Here is a 20,164-nt window from a genome sequence, read left to right on the forward strand (position 1 = left end):
GCCGCTCCGCCGCCGTCTCTAACCGGCCGCGGGCGGTTCGGGGTCTATGGCCAAATGGCCGCTCTTGATCCAGAACCGCACGCCGCCCGGGCCGGCCTTCGCGGCGAAAACGGCGCCCTTGGGAAGCCTCAGCCAAGCCTCGGGGCCAAGTTCCTCCCCACCTTCGATAAGGCTTCCTTCCAGCACGAGCAGTTCCAGACCGCCGGGTAGGCTACGGTCCGCCATCGCGCCCGCCGCCCAGCGTTCGATGCGCACGTCTTCCCGGTCGTCCCGATGCAGCGGCATGATTTCCACGCCGTTTTCTCCCGGCGACGGCATGAACCGGGCCTCGCCGGTTCGCAGACGGACAAAGGTACGGTCCGCCGGGTCGAACTGCCAAAGCTTGACGAAAATCGTGCAGCCGTCGTCCGACCTCGGCGTGTGCCTGGAGGTCGGCGGGTTTCGGACATAACTTCCGGCGGGAAAATCGCCGTAATCGTCCTGAAAGACGCCGTCCAGAACCAGAAATTCTTCTCCGCCCGTATGGGTATGGGCGGAAAAGGCGCTGCCGGGTGCGTATCGAACGATGCTCGTTGCACGTGCAACCTCTCCGCCGATGCGATCCAACATGCGGCGGTCCACACCGTTCATGGGCGAAGGGATCCAATCCATCGCGCCGGTATGCAGGACGACCCGTTCGGCGAAGTTCGTATTTATTTCCATGACGTTTCCTGATTAACGGCCGTCAATGCCGCTATTTGTGTATCGATTTGAACCACTGTCGGACGGGCAGGTCCGCTTCCTTTCAAGTAATGTGGGGCAAGGGCCCGGAAATTCGACCCTTGGACCTCCCGCCGCTAACCATGATCCGTTCACGATACCGTTGGCGGAATTTCGGTCGCTCGGTAGCGGTGCCGAGCATGCGATGCGGCCCTTCTTGCCTATCGACCTGGGAAAGGTTTTCCCCCGGCCCCGTGCAGGATATTTAACATATTGAAATATTGAGAAAAAGGGTTGGCACGAAGCCTGCTATTCGAAAGGTAGGAGGCGCCTGTCCATGAAGCTCGATACACTTCTTTCCGTTCTGAAGCGGTCACCGCAAGACGAGGCGGGAAACACCAATACGGAGGTGCGCAGTGCCAGCCCTATCCGGCTGGTGACACCGGCGGAACCGCGCCCCAGGCCGGCGGAAGCGCCGTCGCCGGGCGATCCGGTGGACACCGTGAAGATCAGCGTGCAGGCGACCTATGTCCTGGCGGCGTCCCAATTCGATCCCCGTGCGATCACCGCACCCGAGACGACACGCCTGGCCGATCAGCTTTATGAAGGCGGTGCGATCAGCAACCGCGACCGGAACATTATTGCCGATGGCCCACGGGAGGTCGTGGGCGCCCTTCCCCGGGATGGCAGTGCGGGCCGTGACCTTCTTTCTGATTTTCAGGCGCAATTGGCGGAAGATGTCGGGCGGAGCGACCTGCGGTCCATCGACGACAGCACGCGCGCCGTCACTATCCTGGGCCGTGTGGCCAGCATCCGCGAGGCAATAGCCTGATCAAGCGGGCGATCCGGTTTGGCAGCACTCTCTGGTAATCGGTGCTAAAATACTGAAAACGTTCAATATTCCATTGCGGTAAAACCAATCTCGGTACAGGATTTTCGGGTTGGGGCCTTGTGCCTCGGAGGATCGGAAAACTGTATGAGATTGGAGGTATATCCATGACGCTCAGGAATCCGGAAACCGGAGACCGCTACATTCTCACCCAGCAGATGGCCGGATATCGCCTGACAACGGCGGAAATTCTCTATCACATGCCGGACCATCCCAGCCTGTTGCAGACCTACCTCTGGCAGGAGTTGGATATCGCACCAAAATTCCCCGTTCTTAAAAAGTTTCTCGATTTCTGGGAAAGCAATCTCGAGGGCAAGCTGCATTCGGTGCAGGTTGCGCATAAGGGCATCATCAGCCCGGCGACCTATCGCTATGCCGACGGCGTCATGTCGCTGCACTAGCCCTCTTGCCCGGAACCGTGACCGAACGCTCCCGTCCGATGCCGGACCCGCCGGTCCCGATGCGCTACGGTTGAGACTACCGCGCATCGGGGAATCGTGTTTTCATCCCCGCATGGGTCTACGGGCAAGAAGCACTCGGTCGCCATGGGGCGGTAAGAGTGGCGCGCCCGACGGTGCCAACCGGGGAAAAACATGTCGCGCGTAAAGGTCGCGGTCATCGGGTCCGGTCCAAGCGGCTTTTACGCCGTCAGCGCATTGCTCAGGCAATGCGAAGACCCTCTTATAGACATCATCGAGCGGTTGCCGACGCCCTTCGGTCTGATCCGCGCCGGCGTGGCACCGGATCACCAGACCACGAAGAATGTCGTCCGTGCGTATAGCAAGACCGCGTCGGAAGCAGGGGTGTCCTATTTCGGGAATGTCAGTGTCGGCAAGGATGTCAGCCTCGCGGAATTACGTGATCTCTACGACGCGGTGATCCTGGCCGTCGGGGCGCCGGCCGACCGCAAATTGGAGATCCCGGGCATTGACAAAGCGGGTGTTTACGGGTCGGCCGAATTCGTCGGCTGGTATAACGGGCATCCGGACTATGTCGCCTTGGACCCGGATTTGGATACCGAACGCGTCGTCGTCATCGGTAATGGGAATGTGGCGATCGACGTTGCCAGGGTTCTGGTGAAAGGCCCTGAGGAAATGGCGGCCAGCGATCTTCCCGGCCCCGTGGCCGATGTCATTCACCGCTCCCCGATCAAGGATGTCGTGGTGGTCGGCCGGCGCGGACCGGGCGATGCGAAGTTCACCAATGTCGAACTGCGGGAAATGCGCGAACTGGACCACGCCGTTTCCATCGTCCGGCATGAACACCTGCCCGACGCATTGCCGGAGGACCTGGAGGGGCGGGACAGGCGCGTGCGGGAGAAAAACCTGCAGACAATGGAGGAATTCGCCGAACCCGACGAAGCGATGGTGGAGGAAGCCGAGAAACGGGTTCACTTCGAATTCTATGCCTCCCCGCTGGAAATCCTGGGCAAGGAACGTGTGGAAGGGGTCCGGTTCGAGCGGACGGAAGTCGCGGAAGGCGGCAGCGTTCGGGGAACCGGGGAGACCTTCGTCATCCCCTGTGGTCTTGTCGTGACCGCCGTGGGCTACCGGACCCGCAGTTTCGAAGGGATCGAATTCGATGCCAAATCGGGCTCGATCCTGAATACGGACGGCGTGGTGAACGGCAACCTCTATACGGTCGGATGGGCCAGGCGGGGACCGAGCGGGGTGATCGGAAGTTCCAAGCGGGACGGCGACGACGTGGCTGGAAAGATCGCGGAGGCCCATGCGCTGAGCGGTCCGACGGGCAAGGTCGGGCATGACGGGTTGAAGCAGTTACTGCAGGATCGAAAGGTCGCTTATGTCGACTTCGACGATTGGCAGAAACTGGACGCGGCGGAGGTTGAGCGCGCGAAATCTTCCGAAGCGCCGCGGGAAAAGTTCCTTTCCGTAGAGGAAATGCTAGCCGCGATAGGAACCAAGTCCGGCTGACCGGGGCGGGCCGAAGGTGCTGTTTCCACTTGAAACTATGCGTCACCCATATATTTCAAAGCGTCCGCATAGCAGTTTTGTCGTGCAACTCGTTGTCATTTTCACGTCACAAAAGCGTCGAAGCGGCTTGAATGGCCAACCCTGGGGCGCTATGCGAAGCCCGACTGATTGATTGCTTCCGCCGTATCGGACCGGTCCGACGGCGGACAGAAGGAGTACGATCATGGACGGTGCCGCCGTCACTCAGACAACGGAACACGCGAACCTGGTCGCGGAAGCCGCCGTCGTTCGCTTCGCGGGCGACAGCGGGGACGGCATGCAGCTTACCGGCGGGCGCTTCACGTTGGCCACCGCGCTGGCCGGAAACGATCTGGCGACCTTCCCGGACTTCCCGGCCGAAATCCGCGCCCCGGTGGGGACAACTTTCGGCGTCTCCGCCTTCCAGATCAATTTCGGCGGCCGCAAGATCAAGACGGTCGGCGATCAGCTCGATGTTCTCGTCGCCATGAACCCGGCCGCGCTGAAGGTCAATCTGGGTGATCTGAAGCCGGGCGGCCTGATTATCGCCGACAGCGGCACCTTCAACGACAAGAACCTGCGCAAGGCCGGATACGAGGAGAACCCCCTCGAGGACGGCAGCCTGTCCAATTACAAGCTTCTTTCCGTCGACATGTCGAAGCTGACGCTCGAGGCGGTGAAGGAATACGGCGTTTCCAACAAGGAAGGGCTGCGCACCAAGAATATGTGGGCGCTGGGCCTGATCTATTGGATGTATGACCGCAGCCGAACCGAAACGGTCAATTGGCTGCAGCAGAAATTCGCCAAGCGCGAGGATATCGCGTCGGCCAACGTCGCGGCCCTGAATGCCGGGCATGCCTTTGGCGAAACGATCGAGCAGCAGTCCGAAATCCGCCCCGTCCATGTTCCGCCCGCGCCGATCGATGCGGGTCTGTACCGGGCGGTCACCGGCACCCAGGCGGTGGCCTGGGGCCTGACCGCGGGCGCGATGCTGGCCAATCAGCGTATGGTCTTCTGTTCCTATCCGATCACCCCGGCCTCGGCGCTGCTGCATACGCTGGCGGAACTGCGGCATTACAATGTCGAGACTTTCCAGGCGGAAGACGAGATCGCGGCTGTCTGCGCGGCGCTCGGTGCCTCCTATGCCGGTTCCCTCGGCGTCACGTCCAGTTCCGGCCCGGGCGTTGCCCTGAAGACGGAGGCCCTCGGCCTCGGGATCTCCACCGAACTGCCGCTGGTGGTCGTCAATTCGCAGCGCGGCGGTCCGTCGACCGGCCTGCCGACCAAGACCGAGCAGTCGGACCTGTTCCAGTCGGTCTGGGGCCGCAACGGCGATGCGCCGCTTTGCGTTCTGGCCACCCGCTCGCCCAGCGATTGCTTCGAAACCGCGGTGGAAGCGGTGCGCATCGCGATCAAATACATGACGCCGGTGATCCTGTTGACCGACGGCTTCCTGGCCAATGCGTCGGAGCCGTGGAAGATTCCGGACCTGACGAAGCTGGAGCCGTTTCCGACCCAGTTCGCCACCGATCCGGAGACCTATCAGCCCTTCGCCCGCGACCCGGACACCCTGGCGCGGCCCTGGGCGAAACCCGGAACGCCCGGCCTGGAACACCGCATTGGCGGGATCGAGAAGCAGGACGGCACCGGCCATATCTCCTATGACCCGCAGAACCATCACAAGATGACCATGCTGCGGGCCGAAAAGATCCAGCGCATCGCCGATGACGTGCCGGAACAGGGCGTGGACCTGGGCACGTCGACCGGCAAGCTCGCCGTCGTCGGCTGGGGTTCGACCTATGGGCCGATCAGCCGCGCCGTCACGGTCGCGCGCGCGGAAGGGCTTGATGTCAGCCATATCCATCTGCGCCATATCTGGCCGCTGCCGCGCAACCTGAAGGATTTGCTGTCCGGGTATGAGCAGATCCTGGTGCCGGAAATGAATACCGGCCAGTTGGTGAAGCTGCTGCGGGCGGAATATCTGCTGCCGGCCGAAGGCCTGAACAAGATCTCGGGACAGCCCTTCAAGGTTTCCGAACTCGACACCGCCATTCGCGCGCGTCTGAGCTGATCGCGAAACCGGGCGACCCGATCTTACGGAGAAGACGATGACCAATCAGACAGCGCCGGAAAAACTCCAGCCGAAGGATTTCGCTTCGGATCAGGAAGTCCGCTGGTGCCCCGGATGCGGCGACTACGCGATCCTGAAAGCGGTGCATAAGACGCTCGCCGATATCGGCGCGACGACGGAAGGAACCGTTTTCGTCAGCGGCATCGGCTGTGCCGCGCGGTTCCCCTATTACATGTCGACCTACGGATTCCACACCATCCATGGCCGGGCGGCCGCGATCGCGACCGGCGTGAAGCTCGCCAATCCCGACCTGGACATCTGGGTCGTGGGCGGTGACGGGGACTCGCTGTCGATCGGCGGCAACCATCTGATGCATGCGCTGCGCCGGAACATCGATATGAATTATCTGATGTTCAACAACGAGATCTACGGCCTGACCAAGGGGCAGTATTCCCCGACCAGCCGGATCGGCACGAAATCGCCGTCGACGCCGACGGGATCGATCGACACGCCTGTGAATGCGGCTGCCTTCGCGCTCGGTTGCGGGGCGCGCTTCGTGGCGCGCTCGGGCGACATCATGCAGGCGCATCTGGTCGAAACCCTTTCCAAGGCGCATGCCCATAAAGGCATGAGCTTCGTTGAGATCATGCAGAATTGCATCGTCTACAACGACGGCGTCTTCGGTCACTTCATGGAGAAGAAGGTCCAGAAGGAGGCGCAGATCCTGGTGGAGCACGGCAAGCCGCTGCGGTTCGGCGCGGACGGTCAGAAGGGCCTGGTGCTGGATCCGAAAACCCTGTCGCTGAAGGTCGTGACCGTTGGCGAGGACGCCTCGGAAGACGATATCCTGGTGCATGACGAGACCAATGCCGTGCTCGCGAGCCTGCTGGCCCGCATGGAGCCGCCGCATTTCCCGGTCGCCATGGGCGTGTTGTACAACAATCCCGCCGCACAGACCTATGACCAGGAAATGAAGGCGCAGATGGCCTCGGCCACCGAGGCGGGCATGGGCAAGCTGGAAGACCTGCTGACCCGAGGGCACACCTGGACGGTCGGTTGATTCGATCGACGGGCCGGATGCCGGGGTGCCGAGGCTCCCTTGCGGCACTGTGTCCGTCTTGCAGGCTGGATCGCACCGGATAATCTGCGCGCCATGACGACGGCATTTTCCAACGCAGGCGCGGACCGCGCCCCATTCTCTTCCGCCCGGGCGGTCGGCCTCTGGCTGCTCGCCTGCTGCATGATGGTTTTCGCGATGATGTTGATCGGGGCGATCACCCGGCTGACCGAATCCGGGCTCAGCATGGTGGAATGGCGCCCGCTGATCGGGGCGCTACCGCCGTTGAGCGAGGCCGAATGGCAGCGCGTCTTCGACCTCTATCGGCAGACTTCCGAATATCGGATCGACAATGCCGGCATGTCGCTGGACGAGTTCAAATCGATCTTCTGGTGGGAATTCATCCACCGGCTTTGGGGCCGCGCCATCGGCCTGGTCTTTGCCCTGCCGTTCTTTTTCTTCCTGGCGACGCGTCGAATTCCCGTCGGTTATACCAAGCATCTCGCGATCCTGCTGATTCTGGGCGGACTTCAGGGGGTGATCGGCTGGTGGATGGTGAAAAGCGGTTTTGTCGACCGTTCGGATGTCAGCCAGTACCGTCTGGCGGTGCATCTGGGCATGGCCTTTCTGATCCTGGCCTATCTGCTTTGGCTGACCCTGGGGCTGCTTTGGCCGGTGCCGCGGGACCAGGCGGCCGCCCCGCGGGGCGTAAGACGGCTCGGCGCCTGGTGTCATGCGGTGATCTTCTTCACGGTGATCAGCGGCGCGCTGGTCGCTGGGCTTAACGCCGGCCTGCTCTACAACGATTGGCCGTTGATGGGTGGAAACTTCATTCCCGAGGACATCGCCGCCCTGACGCCCGGGTGGCTCAACATGTTCGAGAATGAAGGCACGGTGCAGTTCGATCACCGGATCATGGCCTATCTGACGCTGGCCGTGGTGATGTTGACCTGGGTCTTTTCCCGTCGGGCCGATCTGGCCCCGCGCGCCCGGCTTTCGATCAATTGCCTGGCCGCCATGGTCTGGGTTCAGGTCGGCCTGGGTATTTCGACGCTGATCCTGATGGTGCCGCTGCCGCTGGCCGTACTGCACCAGGCCGGCGCGGCGACTAGCTTCTGCCTGTCCATCTGGGTGATGAAGGAATTGCGCGGCGCCCGATAGCGGTTCCGCGCCGCTCCCCCGGACCCGGCGGTTACAAATTGTAGCCGACGCGGAAACCGCCCCAATGCTTGCCGTTGATGTAGATCGGCACGGACAGGTCCTTCATCAGTACATAGTTCCCGCCGCCCATATCGCGCAGGTAGGACTGGACCAGGTAGGGATCCGTGTTGCGCCCGGCGGCCAGCCCCGTGCGGTCCCCGAATATCCTGTGGTTCCGGCAGTTGGCCGCATTCCAGACCGGGTCGTCAGGCCGCTGCGGGTGGCAGTATTTCAGGTTATGGGTCGGCAGATAGCCGTTCCGGTCCACCGCCGCGCAGAAGATGATCGCGTCATGGCTTTCCATGGCGGGTTCCTGGATGGCAGGCAGTTCCTTGTCGGTGAATGCGGTGAAGCGGGTCAGATGTTGGATTGGATTGCTGCCGTCGACCGGTTTGTAATCCTCGTCGAAGAAGTCGTCTTCCGACATCGTTCCGCTGTCCACGGCGCTCTGGAAAATCGCCTGTACCTTCCGGGCCGCTTCCGTGGCGATCGCGATGACCGGCTGGTCCGGGGCGATGCTTCGTTCAGCAAACTGGGCAATCAACCGGTCCGACTGCGCGCTTCGATCGATCAGGAACCGGTGTCCGCCGCCCTCCAATCCGGCCAACCGCCCGCGTAGGGCCGCGACCGCCGGGATTTCGATGGCGACCGACGAGCCCTGCAGATCGGCAATCCGGTCGCAATGGACGATTGCGCTTTCCAATGTCAGATCATAGACGCCGCAGGGGGCGGGTGCGCCATTCACCTCGATCGTGCCGGTCAGCGAGAAAGGAATGTCGATCTCGTTGTCCTTGTGGCCTTCCCGGGTGGCCGCGATGGCGACGCGCAAACGTTCCCCGAGCGCCGCGATATGCTGCGCCATCTCCGCCGTGGTCGTCTGTTGCGTTTCGCTGAGCCTTTCCGCGATAGAGGCCTGGCCGGCGACTTGGCTGACGCTTTCCGCAAGATGGCTGACAACAGACACGGTCTCGTTCGCGGTACGGCCGATACTCGTTATCGAGTCATGCTGTTCGGCGATCGCCTGTTCCACTTGTTCGGAATTGCCGGCCACGCCGTTGATCGCTTCGCCGATCCCGGAAATGGCTGAAACCGCGGCTTCCGTAACATTCTGAATCTCGGCGATCTGATCGGCGATTTCCTTGGTGGCGTCAGCCGTCTGGCCGGCGAGCCCCTTCACTTCATTGGCGACGACCGCGAAACCGCGTCCCGCTTCACCGGCGCGGGCGGCCTCGATCGTAGCGTTCAGGGCCAGCAGGTTGGTCTGGTTGGCGATGTCCTGGATCAGTTTCACGATATCGCCGATCCGGTCCGACGCTTGTGCCATCCGGCCGACGACTTTCGAGGCTTCATCGACTTTCGCCACGGCGGCATGGGTCTGAGCCAATGCCTGGGACACCTTGGAGGAAATCATCTCCGCCGACTGGTTCATGGTATCGGCCATGGAGGAGACCTTGTCGGCATCGGCCACGGTGACCTCCGCGTCCCGTTCCAGCGCCTCCACGAGTCCGTGAACCTGCCGGATCGCTTCCCGCATGTCGCTGGAAACCTCGTTGGCTTTGTCGCCGCCGGCCTTGACCTGTTGGACGGTACCTTCCATCTCGCCGGCCAAGGCATCCGCCAAAGTCAATAATTCGCGTCTTTGCCAATATGCGTCCTGCCGCGCTTTCGTCAGCGCGTTGACGTCAGAATCCGTGTTTTCCGAGGATGCCGGTGCATTGCCCCCTGTCGGGGCGCAGCCTGCCGAATTCCCTGCGCCAACAACCGTCCCCCCTTCGACTTTTCCCCCCTTACCGCGATCGGCATTCATGAATCCGAACATCTTTACATCCATCCCAGCGTAATTTTCTCCTGTTTGGGAAGGAAAACGCACAGCGCTTTGCCGAGCCTCCGCGTGTCAGCAGCGCAATTTTTTTATTTGTTTCAGGCTGTTTGGATCTCTGTCCGATTTCAGCCGTTACTGCCACAAGTATTATTTTTTACTGTATTAGTGTTATGTTAATTATTTGTGCAGACATCGTTTTACCTTCCCTTGTCACGCTTATCTTGTGGGGAGACCCAAACATTTTCAAATGTGATTCACCGGTTGTTTACGATTTCACGTCAAAATTGGCGGTAGTAGGGGAAACCTAGGGAAAAATTCGGCTCGAAGTGTGACGATCATCATACACCGGGCGGTACTTTCGGGATGACCCTGGAACGGATTGGAAAGGTGAAGGCGCGTTTAGACGTATATCAGCGGACTATTCTGTGGTTCCATGGAAGTGCGTTGCGTGCCGTCTCATTTGGGGGAAGTCCCGATGATCGTGGACAGAGGCCGAGCCAAGGACGCCAATGAGTAGCAATACCACTACTCAGCACCCTGGCGGTTCGGTCATCAGGACAGATGTTTTTTCCGACGCGCGGGTTCGGCGCCACAACGGTGGCGACCGTCCGCAGGCCGTCCGTGACGTGAATCTGCTGCGCGCCGCTTTGGCATCTTCCGGGGATATCGGATATGTCTGGGACTTGGTCGACGATTCCATCCAATGGATCGGCGATACCTTCCCCGTATTCGGTCCGACGCGGTCGGACTCCATTCGCGACGGCGAAGCCTTCAACGAATGCATAAATGTCGAAGACCTGTCCAAACGCTTGCAGAGCCTGAGCAGGCACCTTCAGGCTGGGGAGGCATTCGACTGCGAATACCGGTTGCGTCGCGAGGACGGCGAATTTGTCTGGGTGCATGACAAAGGGCGTGCGGACCTCGACGAACACGGCATTCCCGTTCGCCTGGCCGGTATACTGCGCCCGATCAACCGCCGGAAGCAGCAGGAAACCTTGCTCGAGCGCCGGGCGAGCTATGATGACCTGACCGGGCATCTGAACAAGACACGTCTGCACGAAGCGCTGCAGAACGCGTTTTCCTACAACAAGCGCTACAATGTGCCCGGCGGTTACCTGGCCATCGGAATCGACAAGCTGTCCATGGTCAACGAGGCCTATGGGCACAAGATCGCGGATGCATTGATTGTCGGTGTCGGCCACCGCATCGAGCGCGCACTGCGCGTGACGGATCAGATCGGGCGCCTCGGCGGCGATCGGTTCGGCGTCGTCCTCGGCCAATGTGACGAAGCGGGCATGGTCACGACGTCCGAGAAGATTCTGGAAGCCCTGCGAGCGAGCCCCATCGAAACGCCGAACGGCAATATCCATGTCACGGTTTCGATCGGCGGAACCGTTTTTCCCGGCCTAATCCAAACCGCGCAAGAGGCGATGACCGCGGCGGAAAGTGCGATGCAGGCGGCCAAGACGAAAGGCCGGAACTGCTTCGTCTCCTATGAACTGTCCGAAGAACAGCGCCGCGTGCGCCGCGAGAACCTGGATATGGGTGAGCGGATCATGCAGGCGCTTGAAGACGACCGGATCATCTTCGCCTATCAGCCGGTCGTCGACAGCCTATCCAAGGAAGTTTCCTACTACGAAACACTGCTTCGGATGAAAGATCCGTCCGGTGACATCGTCTCCGCAGGTGCTTTCGTCCCGGTCGCGGAAAAGCTGGGTATCATGCGGTTCCTGGACCATCGTGCCCTGGAAATGGCCCTCGACGATCTGGGCCGGTATCCGGACGTAATCTTGGCCCTGAACATTTCCAGTCTGACGGTTACCGACCAATCCTGGCTTCGCACCCTGGTGAGCCGGATAACCAGCAAGCCCAGTATGGCGGAAAGGCTGATCGTGGAAATCACGGAGACGGCCGCGCTGGAGGATTTCGAAGTGTCCGCCAGGTTTGTTTCCGCGGTCCGTGCATTGGGGTGCAAGGTCGCCCTGGACGATTTCGGTTCCGGCTATACCAGTTTCCGGCACATGAAGGCCCTGACCGTCGATGTTGTGAAAATCGACGGCGCCTTCGTCAAAGACGTTCATACCAACATGGATAACCAGCTCTTCGTGAGAACCCTGCTGGGGTTGGCGGATGGGTTTGGGTTGAAAACCGTTGCGGAATGCGTCGAGACGGAGGACGAGGTTCGCGTGCTCTGCGACGAGGGCGCAAATTTCCTGCAAGGTTGGTTTTTCGGCAGGCCCGATGTGGATCCGCCGTGGCGAACATGATTGCAGCCGGCCCGTATTGAGGGAGCCGGCTGCTCGAATCTATTCGCCGATGGCCTGATCGGCCCTGCGGTCAGGAAGACTTCTCACCGATTTTCTTGAGCTGCTGCTGCATCGCATCGATCTGCTTCTGCAAGGCTTCGATATCCGATGCCGCTTTGGCGGCGTCGCCGCCTCCGCTGGACGTGCCCGGCTGCGCGTTCTCCGCCCCGTTCTCGCCCTCGCCGCGCGGAGAGAAGAGCTGCATCGTCCGTTCGAACATAGCCAGGTTCTGTTTGCTCATTTCCTCGAACTGGCCGAACGGAAAGACGGAGCCGAAAGTGTCTTCCATATAGTGGCGCATCTTTTCCTGATTTTCCGAGAAGGATTTCATGGAAAAGTCGAGATATTTCGGCAGCAGCATCTGCTGCATGTTGTCGCCGTAGAAACTGATCAACTGGCGCAGAAAACCGATCGGCAGAAGGTTCTGACCCTTCGCCTCCTCTTCCACGATGATCTGCGTCAGAACGGAGCGGGTGATGTCTTCGCCCGATTTCGCATCGAACACGGCGAAATCTACACCGTCCTTCACCATCTGACACAGATGGTCCAAGGTGACATAACTGCTCGTCGCGGTGTTATAGAGCCGCCGGTTGGCGTATTTCTTGATCTTTATCGGCGCTTTGGCGCCGGATACTTCATCAGACATATCCTACCCTCACCGTACCCCATAAAAGTTGGGCGCCCGTCCATTCAGGGCTTTAGCTTTCGCTAAATTCGCTGCGATCTCAGTGACAAAGCCGGGTCGGGGCTTGTGCACTGCGACGTCTTTGTCTATCGCACCTGCGAAGTAATCTTCTCAAAGCCATAGCAGAACTATGCTAGTTCGCCAAGCAATGGCGAAAATGGGGAAAGTTGCAGCGCGTCGTTGTTATCGTCCTTGACGAGTGCGAGTATCGAAATATGACGGAACCACCTGATCATCACGAACTCGCCCGGCGCTATCTGGAACTGTGGCAGGAGCAGATTTCCGGGGCTGCAGGCGATCCGGCTGTCGCGGATGCGATGGCCAGAATGATGGCGGGATGGCAATCGGTCATGGGGCAGACATTCGGGCAACAATCGCCAATGGGGCAGGGCGAGGGAGAAGGGCATGGCGCCACTGGACGGACCGCCGACACCGGCACCCACGAGGCTGGGCCCGCGGCCGCTCCCGCTGCATCTGGCGGCGCCGATGATGATGTACGCCAGCTCCTTGGGCGCATTGCCGATCTTGAAAGGCGGGTGGAACAGCTCGAACGCGCCGGCCGGAAAAAACAGGAATAAGGGAATCGGCTACGGCGACGGGGCCGATTGGGCTGAGGCGCTGTCTTCTATGATGGCTTCGGGGCCATTCGCCCTGGCGTCCGCCTTTCCGGAATCGAAATGGCCGGCCATGCAGGCGATCACCGCGCAAAGCGAGATGGCGGATCTCGTCGCGTCGATAGATGAAGAGTTTCGAGGCCAACTGGGCCGTATGCTGGACGGCATCCTGGCTTATCACCATCACGATTATCGGCGGGATCTGAGCGATCCACCCGCGATCTGGCGCCGGGGATCCACCAGCCTTCATCGCTTCGCGCCGCCGGAAACGGGGAAGCCGGTACTGATCGTGCCGTCGCTGGTGAACAAGTCCTATATCCTCGACCTCAACAGCCGCGGCAGCTTTTGCCGAACCCTCGCCGATAAGGGAATGGTTCCCTATCTCGTCGATTGGGGGGAGCCAGGGACGGAGGAAACCGATTTCGGCCTGACCGACTACGTGAACCGGTTGAGCGAGATGCTCGCTGCCGTCGAGGAAGAGCACGGGCCGGATGTCCAGGTCTCCATGGTTGGATACTGCATGGGGGGCTTGCTGGCGCTTCCCTTGGCGATCCAGCGTCAAGACCGCATCGGCAAGTTGATTCTGATGGCGATGCCGTGGGACTTTCATTCCAGCAAGGCGCCCGGTCCGAATGCCTCCCAGATGCTGGTCAATGCGTGCGAGCCGGTTCTTTCATTATTCGGCCGGCTTCCCGTCGATTGTGTCCAGGCCATGTTCGCCGCCATCGATCCGTTGAACGCATTCCGGAAGTTTCAATATTTCGCGCGGCTTGATCCCGCATCCGGCAAGGCCCGTCAGTTCGTCGCATTGGAAGACTGGCTGAACGACGGCGTCTCGCTGACCGCGGCTGTCGCGCGCGAAACATTGGGCGGGTGGTACGCCGAGAACAGGACGTCCGCCCTGAACTGGCAGGTTGGCGGACAAACGGTGAACCCGGCGGATTATCACGGCGAAACCCTGGTGGTCATACCGAAGTCGGATCGGATCGTTCCGCCGGAAAGTGCCCTGGCCGTAACCGAGTTGCTGGAGGATGTTCGCCTGCTGCGCCCGGCGCTTGGGCATATCGGCATGATGTCCGGGCGCAGGGCGGTCGAGCTTTGGGATCGCGTGGTCCGCTTCCTGGACGCTTAGACTCCGGTGCTTTCGTTCGATTTAGCGACTCTGCGTCACAAAATCCTTATCGTTCGATAAAGCGGCCATTGTTGTGGCACTTGTATAGGGGCGATATAGTCGCTGCTAATGGTGCGCTGCAAAATGCGCAGCGCGTAGATATCCACCGCGGCAAATCGTGCGCCGCGACGGGTTCAGCGAGGAGGGAAAAGATATGACCGAGGTCGTAATTACCGGTGCGGCAAGGACGCCGGTTGGTGCTTTCAACGGGGGGCTGAGTTCGGTTCCCGCGTCTTATCTGGGGTCCGTTGCCATCAAGGAAGCTTTGGCACGGTCCGGCGTCGCGCCCGACGATGTCGATGAGGCGATCCTGGGGCAGATCCTGATCGCCGCGCAGGGGCAGAATCCGGCCCGTCAGGCAGCCGTCGAGGCCGGTATCCCGGTCGAGAAAACTGCTTATCAGATCAACCAGCTCTGCGGTTCCGGACTGCGGACGGTCGCCCTGGGTAGCCAGGCGATCAAGACCGGCGACAGCAAGATCGTCATCGCCGGCGGCCAGGAAAGCATGAGCCAGGCGCCGCATGCCGCCTATCTGCGCAGCGGTCAGAAAATGGGCGATCTCGGCTTTGTCGATACCATGATCAAGGACGGGCTGTGGTGCGCCTTCAACGGCTATCACATGGGTAATACCGCGGAAAACGTCGCCAACCAGTGGCAGCTGACCCGCGAACAGCAGGACGAATTCGCCGCCTGGTCTCAGCAGAAGGCCGAAAAAGCCCAGAAGGACGGGCGCTTCAAGGACGAAATCGTTCCGGTGACGATCAAGACCCGCAAGGGCGAAATCGTTGTCGATAGCGACGAACATCCCAAACACGGCACCACTGCCGAAACGCTGGCGAAATTGCGCCCGGCCTTCGCCAAGGACGGCACGGTCACGGCCGGTAACGCTTCCGGAATTAACGACGGCGCGGCCGCCGTGGTCATGATGTCCGCCGAGGAAGCCGAAAAACGCGGGTCCACGCCGCTGGCGCGGGTCGTGTCCTGGGCGACGGCGGGGGTCGACCCGTCGATCATGGGGACCGGACCGATTCCTTCTTCCCGCATGGCGCTGGAGAAGGCGGGCTGGTCTGTCGATGATCTCGATCTGGTGGAGGCCAATGAGGCTTTCGCGGCCCAGGCCCTTGCCGTCAACAAGGACCTCGGTTGGAACCCGGAAATTGTCAATGTAAATGGCGGCGCGATCGCGCTCGGCCATCCGATCGGGGCGTCCGGCGCGCGTGTGCTGGTGACCCTGCTTCACGAAATGCAGAAGCGCGACGCCAAAAAAGGTCTCGCCACGCTTTGCATCGGCGGCGGCATGGGTATTGCCATGTGCCTGCAGCGGGATTGAGTCAATCGGCGCCGCCTTGGCGGCGCCGAAACCCGCCTGATTTCAGCAATACTAGTATATTACCGCGCATTCCTGAAAAATCGGGGATGGACGGGGCAATTTCCTTCCCTTTTTACGCATCTTGCGAAAACTTTATATTTCTCAGTGTTTTCCTGATTGTGCGCCGCAGAAATTTTTTCGTCTCGCAAGCGCAAAAAATACGATTTATGTGACCAAAATCACTTGTGTTCGATTTGGCTTGCTGCCATATTGTGCATCGCAACATGCTTCGCCTAGGCATGCTGCAACGCGGAATTGAGTTTACTCAAATCGCGTTCTGATTGGGCGTTTCCTCCCTGAACTTGGGCCGCGTTTTCGAACGCGGCCTTTTTTTCTGTGCAATCGGGGGCGGATCGACAGGCAATCGCGTTCCGATACCGGAACCTTTCGTGCCGGTTGGGCAAATTCCAGGTGGGGGAGAAGAGGTCTTTAGACGTGCAGCCAGTCGCCGCGACCGTTGCGGCAAGCCGTATGCGTCGTATGCTGAACTTCACCGGCGACATTCACGGTGCGGCGGTAGTCACGGCACAGTTTGCCGTCATTGGACAGGAATGTCCGCAGCGGCGTGATCTCGCCGCTATTGCCGCTGTCCGGATTGTTCCAGGCGACCGTTTCGCCCGTCGGACGCTCGGTCAGGCCCTCATACGTCGATTTGTTCATGGTGCGCAGGTCGAGCTGGGTCAACCGATCCGCCAGGACGTAACCCGCGCCGGACCCAACCGCGGCACCGACCACGAGACCGACCAATTGTCCGGATCCGCTGCCGATGACTTCATAACCCAGTGCTCCGCCAACGATCGCGCCGGCAATGGCGCCATGCGCCAGCTTGTCTTCCCGGCTGATCGTGCCAATACCGGTGCATCCCTGAAGCAGGGCACAGGCCGCGCCGGCCGCCAAAAGCGTTCTGGTAATCCGTTTCATCTCAAACCGTCCTTTGGGGCGCTGCGTCGCTTCTGCATCAATCCGCGTCGCCCTTGCTAGCACCTAAAAGCCTTGGTTTCGTTTGTCGACGAAAATTATGCAAAATGCCGGCCAATTCGGCGGTCTGGGCCGAAAAAGGGCGCCTGGAACCTGTTCAGGCGCCTTCCTTGGGCCATAGCAGCGTGATTGGCGCTTCATCGCATCGGATGGTCACCGGTAATGTACCCATCGCGTCGCCGTCAACCTGGATCGGATGGCCCTGCGGCCCGGTCAGAACCACTTCCCGGGCCTCCCTGACGATCACGTCGGGCAAAGTCGCCAGGCGATTGGTGAACAGGGCGCCGGCGTAACGGATCATCGCCCAAAAGCCGCGTCCCTGCGGCGCCACGATGAAAAGACGGCGCCCGCGGATATCCGCGTTCGGTGCAATGATGAACGGTCCGGCGTAGCGCTGCGCCCGCGTCACGATAATCAGATCGCCGGAGATTTCCTCACCGTCGACAAGGGCCGTGATCGGTCCGCCCCATTTCGGGCGCAACAATTCCTGCACCGCGGCGACCGCATAGGCCGATTTCCCAATATACCGTTTCAGCTTCGTGGACGTCCGGGAAACCACGCGGGCATCGATCCCGGCGCTGACCATCAGCAGGAAGCGGCGATTGTCGACCAAGCCGGCGAATCCTGTCCCTTCATGGGCGTTCGCCGTGGCCCGGGCCGCCGCCCGCGGGCTCAGGCCCAGGCCGAGTTCCAATGCCAGCACATTGGCCGTACCAAGCGGAAGAACCGCCAGGCGGACGCCGCTTCCGGCCAACCCGTCGGCGACTTCGCGGATGGTGCCGTCACCGCCGGCGGCAACCACGGTTTCGACCTGTCGGGGGTCGACTTCAGCGGCGATGAACGTGGCATCGCCCGGTCCGGCCGTTTTCCGCACGATGACGCGGCGGCCGGTATCCCGCAGCGCCTTCAGATAGAGGCGCAGCTTGTTCCGCTGCCAGAACCCGGCGACGGGATTGTGAATGACGAGAATGGCCGGGTCGCTGGTTTGCGGTTGTATTGCAGGCAGTGATTCGGCGGACGCCAATGGGGTGACAGTATCCATGATGGAATTTCTTAGGAATCCAAAGCTCTATTCTTCGTTTGATTTCACTAATGTTAATACAATGACGTATTTGTTAAGGTTGGAATAACACTTCGTTACGACTGCCGAATTACTTATTACCGTAACAATGTATCCGTATCCACTGCCTGAAATTCAACTGATCGAGGCAGCGGACGATGCATGGCCTTCGTGGAGTTTCCAAATACCGCACCATCTGGATTTCGGATACGCATCTCGGAACGCGGGGATGCAAGGCCGAGTATTTGCTCGATTTCCTGAAGCACACGCAATCTGAAAAACTGTACCTCGTCGGCGATATTATCGACGGCTGGCGGTTGAAGCGGTCATGGTACTGGAACGACACGCAGACGGCGGTGATCCAGGAAATCCTCAGAAAGACACGTCAGGGCACGGAAGTGATCTATGTCCCCGGCAATCACGACGAGGTATTGCGGGATTATCTGGGGTTAATGGTCGGCGGCGTAAAGGTCCGCGATCTGGTTGAGCATGAAACCGGCGACGGACGGCGCTTCCTGGTCATTCACGGTGATCAGTTCGACGGCGTCGTGCGGTACGCCAAGTGGCTCGCGCTGCTCGGCGACTGGGCCTACAACCTGCTGCTCTGGATGAACGACCATTTCAACAAGACCCGCAAACTGCTGGGCCTGCCTTATTGGTCCTTGTCCGCCTATCTGAAGCACAAGGTGAAGAACGCGGTGGAGTTCATCAGCTGCTTCGAAGAGGCGGTGGCGCATGAAGCCAAGAAGCGCAAGGCCGACGGCGTGATCTGCGGCCATATCCATCATCCCGAAATCCGCCAGATCGACGGCATCCTGTACTGCAACGACGGTGATTGGGTCGAGAGTTGCACGGCGCTTGTCGAGCAGACGGACGGGCGCCTTGAAATCATCCATTGGGCGGAAACCACTGCGGTGGTGACGTCGCACCAGGATGCGGTGACGGGCCGCGCGCCCACGTCCGAATCCGCCAAGACCGCGGCCGCGCGGGCGTCATAACGGCTCACAGGATTCCGATTTGGACAATTTTCAGGGCGATGACACACCGGTGGAGGCCGCCCGCCACCCCTCGCAGACAATCCTAACAATACAAAGTTGGTTCGACAGACCCATGCGAATACTCATCATTTCTGATGCGTGGCAGCCGCAAATAAACGGTGTCGTGCGCACCTATCAGCGGACCACCCGCGAACTCGCGGATATGGGACATGTGGTGGATGTGATCGGGCCCGATCGCTTCAATACGATCCCCTGTCCAACCTATCCGGAAATCAGGCTCGCGATCGATGCGTGGTACCGTCTGGCGGGCATGATCCGCGAGTTCGATCCGGATGCCATCCACATCGCGACCGAAGGGCCTTTGGGATCGGCCGCGCGTCGGTACTGCCTGAAGACCGATACGCCGTTCACCTCCTCTTTCCATACGCGGTTCCCGGAATATGTCGAAGCGCGCTGCGGCTTTCCGGCCCGATATACCTATGCCTGGATGCGCCGGTTTCACGCCCCGTCCCAGGCCGTGATGGTGCCGACGGATTCGATGCGCCAAACCTTGATCGACCACGGTTTCTCGAACACCCGAATTTGGAGCCGCGGCGTGGATACCGATCTGTTCAAACCGGAAGGGAACCAGGCGAACCGCGATTTTTTGGGCCTGCCGCGGCCGATCTACACCTATGTCGGACGGGTCGCGGTGGAAAAGAATATCGGCCAGTTCCTGGACCTCGATCTGCCGGGAACGAAACTGGTCGTCGGCGACGGTCCGATGATGTCGGAACTGCGCACGAAGCACCCCGATGTCGTTTTCGTCGGCGCCAAGGAGGGCGATGAATTGGTGCGCCATTATCAGGCGTCGGACGTTTTCGTCTTTCCGAGCCGGACGGACACTTTCGGCCTGGTCCTGATCGAAGCGCTGGCCTGCGGCGTGCCGGTGGCGGCCCTGCCGGTGACCGGGCCGATCGACGTCGTCGCCAATGGCAAGGTGGGCTTCCTGGATACGGATCTGGCGCAGGCCGCTCAAAGCGCGCTGGCGGTGTCCCGGGATGCCTGCCGGGACTATGCGTTGGGCTTTTCCTGGGAGCGTGCGGTCTGCCAGTTTTTGGAGGGGCTGTTCCCGTTCCATCCGGTTGAGAAGTTTCCCCTCGGTCCGGCTGAAAAACTGTCGCCGTAACCACGAATCCGACCGATGCTGCGGACGTGACGCTCCGGGAGGCGCATGGTATAGGGGCGCGCGATAGCACTAATAGCAGATTTGGTCGGTTTCTTGGCGCATAATCCCGCTCGAGCAGGTTCCGA

The 20,164-nt window shown here is 60.6% G+C and carries 17 protein-coding genes; 12 read left to right on the forward strand and 5 right to left on the reverse strand.

What is annotated here, in order from left to right:
* Positions 1–18 precede the first annotated feature (18 nt).
* Positions 19–702: a cupin domain-containing protein gene (locus ACQK2G_RS00540; RefSeq protein ID WP_425403057.1), complete on the reverse strand. Its 684-nt coding sequence runs from the start codon at positions 700–702 to the stop codon at positions 19–21.
* Between the two features lie 334 nt (positions 703–1,036).
* Here ACQK2G_RS00540 and ACQK2G_RS00545 point away from each other — a divergent pair, with 334 nt between their 5' ends.
* The 6 genes from ACQK2G_RS00545 (at position 1,037) to ACQK2G_RS00570 (ending at position 7,829) form a co-directional block, all read left to right on the forward strand.
* Complete coding sequence (locus tag ACQK2G_RS00545; protein ID WP_425403058.1) at positions 1,037–1,531, forward strand: hypothetical protein; 495 nt, start codon at positions 1,037–1,039, stop codon at positions 1,529–1,531.
* 164 nt (positions 1,532–1,695) lie between these two features.
* A complete protein-coding gene (locus ACQK2G_RS00550) occupies positions 1,696–1,989 on the forward strand; it encodes an usg protein (protein ID WP_425403059.1) in 294 nt (97 codons plus the stop codon).
* Positions 1,990–2,181: 192 nt separating this feature from the next.
* Positions 2,182–3,522: an FAD-dependent oxidoreductase gene (locus ACQK2G_RS00555; protein ID WP_425403060.1), complete on the forward strand. Its 1,341-nt coding sequence runs from the start codon at positions 2,182–2,184 to the stop codon at positions 3,520–3,522.
* A gap of 223 nt (positions 3,523–3,745) precedes the next feature.
* On the forward strand, positions 3,746–5,611 hold the full coding sequence (locus tag ACQK2G_RS00560) for a 2-oxoacid:acceptor oxidoreductase subunit alpha (RefSeq protein WP_425403061.1): 1,866 nt from the start codon (positions 3,746–3,748) through the stop codon (positions 5,609–5,611).
* A gap of 37 nt (positions 5,612–5,648) precedes the next feature.
* Entirely contained in the window at positions 5,649–6,671 is a 1,023-nt protein-coding gene (locus tag ACQK2G_RS00565; protein WP_425403062.1) for a 2-oxoacid:ferredoxin oxidoreductase subunit beta, read from the forward strand.
* 93 nt (positions 6,672–6,764) lie between these two features.
* Complete coding sequence (locus ACQK2G_RS00570; RefSeq protein WP_425403063.1) at positions 6,765–7,829, forward strand: COX15/CtaA family protein; 1,065 nt, start codon at positions 6,765–6,767, stop codon at positions 7,827–7,829.
* A 31-nt stretch (positions 7,830–7,860) separates the two neighbouring features.
* Here ACQK2G_RS00570 and ACQK2G_RS00575 read toward each other — a convergent pair whose 3' ends face one another.
* A complete protein-coding gene (locus tag ACQK2G_RS00575) occupies positions 7,861–9,687 on the reverse strand; it encodes a methyl-accepting chemotaxis protein (RefSeq protein ID WP_425403064.1) in 1,827 nt (608 codons plus the stop codon).
* 512 nt (positions 9,688–10,199) lie between these two features.
* Here ACQK2G_RS00575 and ACQK2G_RS00580 point away from each other — a divergent pair.
* The gene (locus ACQK2G_RS00580) at positions 10,200–11,957 is read left to right on the forward strand and encodes a putative bifunctional diguanylate cyclase/phosphodiesterase (protein ID WP_425403065.1); all 1,758 of its coding nucleotides are present in this window, start codon (positions 10,200–10,202) and stop codon (positions 11,955–11,957) included.
* A 70-nt stretch (positions 11,958–12,027) separates the two neighbouring features.
* On the opposite strand, the gene phaR is transcribed toward ACQK2G_RS00580, so the two are convergent.
* A complete protein-coding gene (gene phaR, locus ACQK2G_RS00585) occupies positions 12,028–12,642 on the reverse strand; it encodes a polyhydroxyalkanoate synthesis repressor PhaR (protein WP_425403066.1) in 615 nt (204 codons plus the stop codon).
* 254 nt (positions 12,643–12,896) lie between these two features.
* Here phaR and ACQK2G_RS00590 point away from each other — a divergent pair, with 254 nt between their 5' ends.
* From ACQK2G_RS00590 to ACQK2G_RS00600, 3 genes are all read left to right on the forward strand, one after another.
* Positions 12,897–13,259 carry a hypothetical protein gene (locus ACQK2G_RS00590; protein ID WP_425403067.1) on the forward strand — a complete coding sequence of 121 codons (363 nt, stop codon included), beginning with the start codon at positions 12,897–12,899 and terminating at the stop codon, positions 13,257–13,259.
* Positions 13,260–13,308: 49 nt separating this feature from the next.
* A complete protein-coding gene (locus ACQK2G_RS00595) occupies positions 13,309–14,427 on the forward strand; it encodes an alpha/beta fold hydrolase (protein ID WP_425403068.1) in 1,119 nt (372 codons plus the stop codon).
* Between the two features lie 193 nt (positions 14,428–14,620).
* Complete coding sequence (locus ACQK2G_RS00600) at positions 14,621–15,796, forward strand: acetyl-CoA C-acetyltransferase (RefSeq protein WP_425403069.1); 1,176 nt, start codon at positions 14,621–14,623, stop codon at positions 15,794–15,796.
* Between the two features lie 468 nt (positions 15,797–16,264).
* Here the strand turns inward: ACQK2G_RS00600 and ACQK2G_RS00605 are convergent, their stop codons facing one another.
* The gene (locus ACQK2G_RS00605; RefSeq protein ID WP_425403070.1) at positions 16,265–16,756 is read right to left on the reverse strand and encodes an RT0821/Lpp0805 family surface protein; all 492 of its coding nucleotides are present in this window, start codon (positions 16,754–16,756) and stop codon (positions 16,265–16,267) included.
* Positions 16,757–16,910: 154 nt separating this feature from the next.
* A complete protein-coding gene (locus ACQK2G_RS00610; protein ID WP_425403071.1) occupies positions 16,911–17,855 on the reverse strand; it encodes a diacylglycerol/lipid kinase family protein in 945 nt (314 codons plus the stop codon).
* Between the two features lie 176 nt (positions 17,856–18,031).
* On the opposite strand from ACQK2G_RS00610, the gene ACQK2G_RS00615 reads away from it, so the two are divergent.
* Positions 18,032–18,871 (forward strand): UDP-2,3-diacylglucosamine diphosphatase, encoded by an 840-nt coding sequence (locus tag ACQK2G_RS00615; RefSeq protein ID WP_425403072.1) that lies wholly within the window; start codon positions 18,032–18,034, stop codon positions 18,869–18,871.
* A 112-nt stretch (positions 18,872–18,983) separates the two neighbouring features.
* Positions 18,984–20,039 carry a glycosyltransferase family 4 protein gene (locus ACQK2G_RS00620; protein WP_425403073.1) on the forward strand — a complete coding sequence of 352 codons (1,056 nt, stop codon included), beginning with the start codon at positions 18,984–18,986 and terminating at the stop codon, positions 20,037–20,039.
* Positions 20,040–20,164 lie beyond the last annotated feature (125 nt).

It is taken from the genome of Hwanghaeella sp. (assembly GCF_965227365.1).
GTDB lineage: Bacteria > Pseudomonadota > Alphaproteobacteria > UBA8366 > Aestuariispiraceae > Hwanghaeella.

Excerpts from the sequence above, each read along its gene's own strand:
- ACQK2G_RS00590 (WP_425403067.1), top strand. The coding sequence starts at position 12,897 with ATGACGGAACCACCTGATCATCACGAACTCGCCCGGCGCTATCTGGAA.
- ACQK2G_RS00605 (WP_425403070.1), bottom strand. The coding sequence starts at position 16,756 with ATGAAACGGATTACCAGAACGCTTTTGGCGGCCGGCGCGGCCTGTGCC.
- ACQK2G_RS00615 (WP_425403072.1), top strand. The coding sequence starts at position 18,032 with ATGCATGGCCTTCGTGGAGTTTCCAAATACCGCACCATCTGGATTTCG.
- phaR (WP_425403066.1), bottom strand. The coding sequence starts at position 12,642 with ATGTCTGATGAAGTATCCGGCGCCAAAGCGCCGATAAAGATCAAGAAA.
- ACQK2G_RS00600 (WP_425403069.1), top strand. The coding sequence starts at position 14,621 with ATGACCGAGGTCGTAATTACCGGTGCGGCAAGGACGCCGGTTGGTGCT.
- ACQK2G_RS00610 (WP_425403071.1), bottom strand. The coding sequence starts at position 17,855 with ATGGATACTGTCACCCCATTGGCGTCCGCCGAATCACTGCCTGCAATA.
- ACQK2G_RS00555 (WP_425403060.1), top strand. The coding sequence starts at position 2,182 with ATGTCGCGCGTAAAGGTCGCGGTCATCGGGTCCGGTCCAAGCGGCTTT.
- ACQK2G_RS00560 (WP_425403061.1), top strand. The coding sequence starts at position 3,746 with ATGGACGGTGCCGCCGTCACTCAGACAACGGAACACGCGAACCTGGTC.
- ACQK2G_RS00575 (WP_425403064.1), bottom strand. The coding sequence starts at position 9,687 with ATGTTCGGATTCATGAATGCCGATCGCGGTAAGGGGGGAAAAGTCGAA.
- ACQK2G_RS00620 (WP_425403073.1), top strand. The coding sequence starts at position 18,984 with ATGCGAATACTCATCATTTCTGATGCGTGGCAGCCGCAAATAAACGGT.
- ACQK2G_RS00545 (WP_425403058.1), top strand. The coding sequence starts at position 1,037 with ATGAAGCTCGATACACTTCTTTCCGTTCTGAAGCGGTCACCGCAAGAC.
- ACQK2G_RS00595 (WP_425403068.1), top strand. The coding sequence starts at position 13,309 with ATGATGGCTTCGGGGCCATTCGCCCTGGCGTCCGCCTTTCCGGAATCG.
- ACQK2G_RS00580 (WP_425403065.1), top strand. The coding sequence starts at position 10,200 with ATGAGTAGCAATACCACTACTCAGCACCCTGGCGGTTCGGTCATCAGG.
- ACQK2G_RS00565 (WP_425403062.1), top strand. The coding sequence starts at position 5,649 with ATGACCAATCAGACAGCGCCGGAAAAACTCCAGCCGAAGGATTTCGCT.
- ACQK2G_RS00540 (WP_425403057.1), bottom strand. The coding sequence starts at position 702 with ATGGAAATAAATACGAACTTCGCCGAACGGGTCGTCCTGCATACCGGC.
- ACQK2G_RS00550 (WP_425403059.1), top strand. The coding sequence starts at position 1,696 with ATGACGCTCAGGAATCCGGAAACCGGAGACCGCTACATTCTCACCCAG.
- ACQK2G_RS00570 (WP_425403063.1), top strand. The coding sequence starts at position 6,765 with ATGACGACGGCATTTTCCAACGCAGGCGCGGACCGCGCCCCATTCTCT.